Origin of the sequence: uncultured Gimesia sp., assembly GCF_963972345.1 — a bacterium.
Classification (GTDB): domain Bacteria; phylum Planctomycetota; class Planctomycetia; order Planctomycetales; family Planctomycetaceae; genus Gimesia.
In genome coordinates this window covers 1-2,977 of record NZ_CAXAVM010000343.1, presented here as the reverse complement: position 1 = coordinate 2,977, position 2,977 = coordinate 1, and the positions used below count along the sequence as shown (strand labels likewise).

Here is a 2,977-nt window from a genome sequence, read left to right as displayed (position 1 = left end):
GGTTGAAAGACAAAGCCGGCATCGATGCTGCTTTCAATTATAAAGAGGTGGATGATGTGTCCGCACGGTTGAAAGAACTGGCTCCGGAAGGCATCGATCTTTATTACGACAATGTGGGAGGGGACCATCTGCAGGCTGCCCTTGATAACCTGAATGACTTCGGGCGCATCGTCTGCTGTGGCATGATCTCGACTTATAACGACAAGTCTCCTCAGCCAGGGCCGGACAACCTGTTTAAAATCATCACCAAACGACTGAGAATGCAGGGATTTATCGTCCGGGATCATGGTGATCAGCAGGATGAGTTCCAGAACAGAATGACAGAATGGATCCAGGCAGGAAAAATGCATTGGGAAGAGACCGTGACGACAGGTCTGGAACAGACGCCTCAAGCATTCATCGATTTATTTCACGGCAGCAAAATGGGAAAAGCGGTCGTGAAATTAACCGAATGATCGTCTCTCGACTGTCTCCGGTATGACCGTAGCGTTTCCCAGGTCATTGGGACCGCGTGTCATTGAATGATAGACGCTCTCATTCAATGTGATGCGCAATCGACGTTCACAAATTCAAGCCCTCTGCTGCCGAGAGAGAGCAGAAGGTGCTTCAGAAGCCCCTCGATGCGTTTCTGGCCTGGTAGATTTCGGTCCGACACCGCTTCTGTACAAGCTGTTTGCTGAACGACCAGTCTGGCTGATCGTGACTCGCGCAAGGCAGCCTGACTCCTCAATTTACACGTGTTTTCAGTGTTCAAACAGGGAGAAAACGGCTGTAAACAAAAGCTTAGAATATTGGCACATTTTTCGCTATGCATCTGGTATCCCTGCTTCAGGGCTCCAATCCCACCTGCCCAGTATAACCAGAGGTCGCAGCCGATGATTGACAACCGAAAAAAAACAGTGGAGAAAGCCCAGGCCCGGGAAGGTGTGCTGGAAACCATCGGGGCCACGCCTTTGATCCGCCTGCGTCGCTATCTGGGCAGTCCCGATGTGGCCCTCTTCGCCAAAATGGAGTGCTTTAACCCGGGAGGCAGTGCGAAAGATCGGCCGTCGCGTGCCATGATCGAAGAAGCCTTTCAGACGGGAGAGATTAATTCTCATACCACGATCATTGAGTCTTCTTCAGGAAATATGGGGATTGGACTGGCTCAAGTCTGCCGGTATTACGGGCTCCCCTTTATTTGTGTGGTAGACGTACGGGCTCAACCTCAGAATATTGCGATTATGAAAGCACTGGGTGCAGAAATCGAAATGGTGACGGAGCCACTGGAAGGTGACTTCCTGAAAGCCAGACTGGCTAAGGTTAAATCGCTGCTGAAGACAATCCCTGATTCGTTCTGGCCTAATCAGTATGGTAACAGACATAATCCTGCAGCGCATGAAAACGGTACGATCAGAGAGATCGACGAGGCGCTTAATGGTCAGCTCGATTATCTGTTTGTTGCCACCAGCAGTACGGGAACCATTCGTGGTTGCCGCGATTACCTGCGGAAGCGCGGGCGAAAAACAAAGATCGTCGCCGTCGATGCCATGGGAAGTGTGTTGTTTGGCGGACAGGCAGGCGAGAGACGCATCCCCGGCCTGGGCGCAGGGAATATTCCCGACCTGGCAGAAGGTCAGCAGTTCGATGCCGTACGGCGCGTCTCTGAACTGGACTGCGTCGCCGGCTGCTGGCGCATGGTTCAAAAAGAAGCGATGCTCGTCGGTGGTTCGGCAGGGGGAGTCCTGGAAACGGTTCGCGCAATGAAACACGAACTGCACGACAAAATCTGTGCGGTGATTTTACACGATTCAGGCACTCGTTACCTGGATACCATCTTTTCCCCGGAGTGGGTGGAAAGCCAATTGGGTTATACCGAATCCGAAGTGCAACAACGTCTGGAGAGTAATCTCTGTGTCGATTGTGGCCTGCGTGATCGTGGTTTTTCCTTTCACCCTCCTCAGTACTCTGATTTGTCCCAATTCTGATGCCCGATCTCATTGAACAGCAAGGTCCACTTACCGCCCCCGCGAGTAAGAGAGAACCGTTTCGTATCGCCCTGGCCGGATGTGGTCCCAAAGGCATGTACTGCCTGGAACGATTGATTCAGCGTCTGAATCAATCTGACTCTCGTGATGAAATTCAAATTATCATATTTGATCCCGAGAATGTGCCGGGCGCCGGCCCCGTGTATCACCCCGATCAACCACACTATCTGCGGATGAATTATGCATCCGGCTTAATTGATACCTGGTCTGAATCTCCGGGCTCTCGAGAGAAAGACGAGTACCCTGACCTGGTTCACTGGCTGCAGCGGCATTATCCGGAAATGGCTGATCCGAACGGGTTTATCCCGCGTGCTGTTACGGGGGAATATCTTGCGGACTGTTACAAGAAAATCCTGCAGTGTTGCCCTGCTTCCTGCAGCATTGAACATAGACAGCAGAAAGTGATTGATATTCAACGAATTGAACACCGCTGGATGTTGAAAACGAATGCGTCTGCAGAAATCTATGACGAAGTCTTGATCTCCATCGGACATGAAGGGTGGCGGAGTGCTGCAGATAACCAGGACCAGCCTGAAACAGTCATACCGCATGTATTTCCCGTCACCGAGATGCTGACTTACGGTCGAATTCCTGCCGGCTCGCGCGTCGCTGTGCGTGGTTTTGCACTCACATTTATCGATGCCTGCCTGGCTTTGACGGAGGGTCGGGGAGGGTCTTTTTCCTGCCAGCAGGGCGAATGGAAATATCAACGCTCGGGGAATGAAGTGGACTGTATCCTGCCTTTCTCGCGTAGCGGTCGGCCGATGTTTCCCAAGCCTGACAAGCATCGGCTCTCACTGCCGGATCAGCTGGAAACGATCTGGGAGCAGGGGCGGTCTCGATTGATGCATCTGGATCAGCCGGAACAGGGACTGGAATTCAAGAGCATGATCTGGCCGGTCATTCTGCAGACCGCGGCCAAAGCGCTGGTGCTGGTCAATCCAGAGCAG

3 protein-coding genes are annotated in these 2,977 nt (G+C 52.4%); all 3 read left to right on the top strand.

Going from position 1 to position 2,977, the window contains the following annotated elements; all coding sequences use genetic code 11:
- On the top strand, positions 1 to 455 hold a 455-nt coding region (locus AACZ40_RS28805; RefSeq protein WP_339677098.1), incomplete at its 5' end, for an NADP-dependent oxidoreductase.
- 420 nt (positions 456 to 875) lie between these two features.
- Positions 876 to 1,967, top strand: coding sequence for a 2,3-diaminopropionate biosynthesis protein SbnA (gene sbnA, locus AACZ40_RS28800; protein WP_291173071.1), 1,092 nt, complete (start codon positions 876 to 878; stop codon positions 1,965 to 1,967).
- The coding region (locus tag AACZ40_RS28795; RefSeq protein ID WP_339677096.1) for an FAD/NAD(P)-binding protein at positions 1,967 to 2,977 on the top strand (1,011 nt) is incomplete at its 3' end. The genes sbnA and AACZ40_RS28795, both read left to right, overlap by 1 nt.

Excerpts from the sequence above, each read along its gene's own strand:
- sbnA (WP_291173071.1), top strand. The coding sequence starts at position 876 with ATGATTGACAACCGAAAAAAAACAGTGGAGAAAGCCCAGGCCCGGGAA.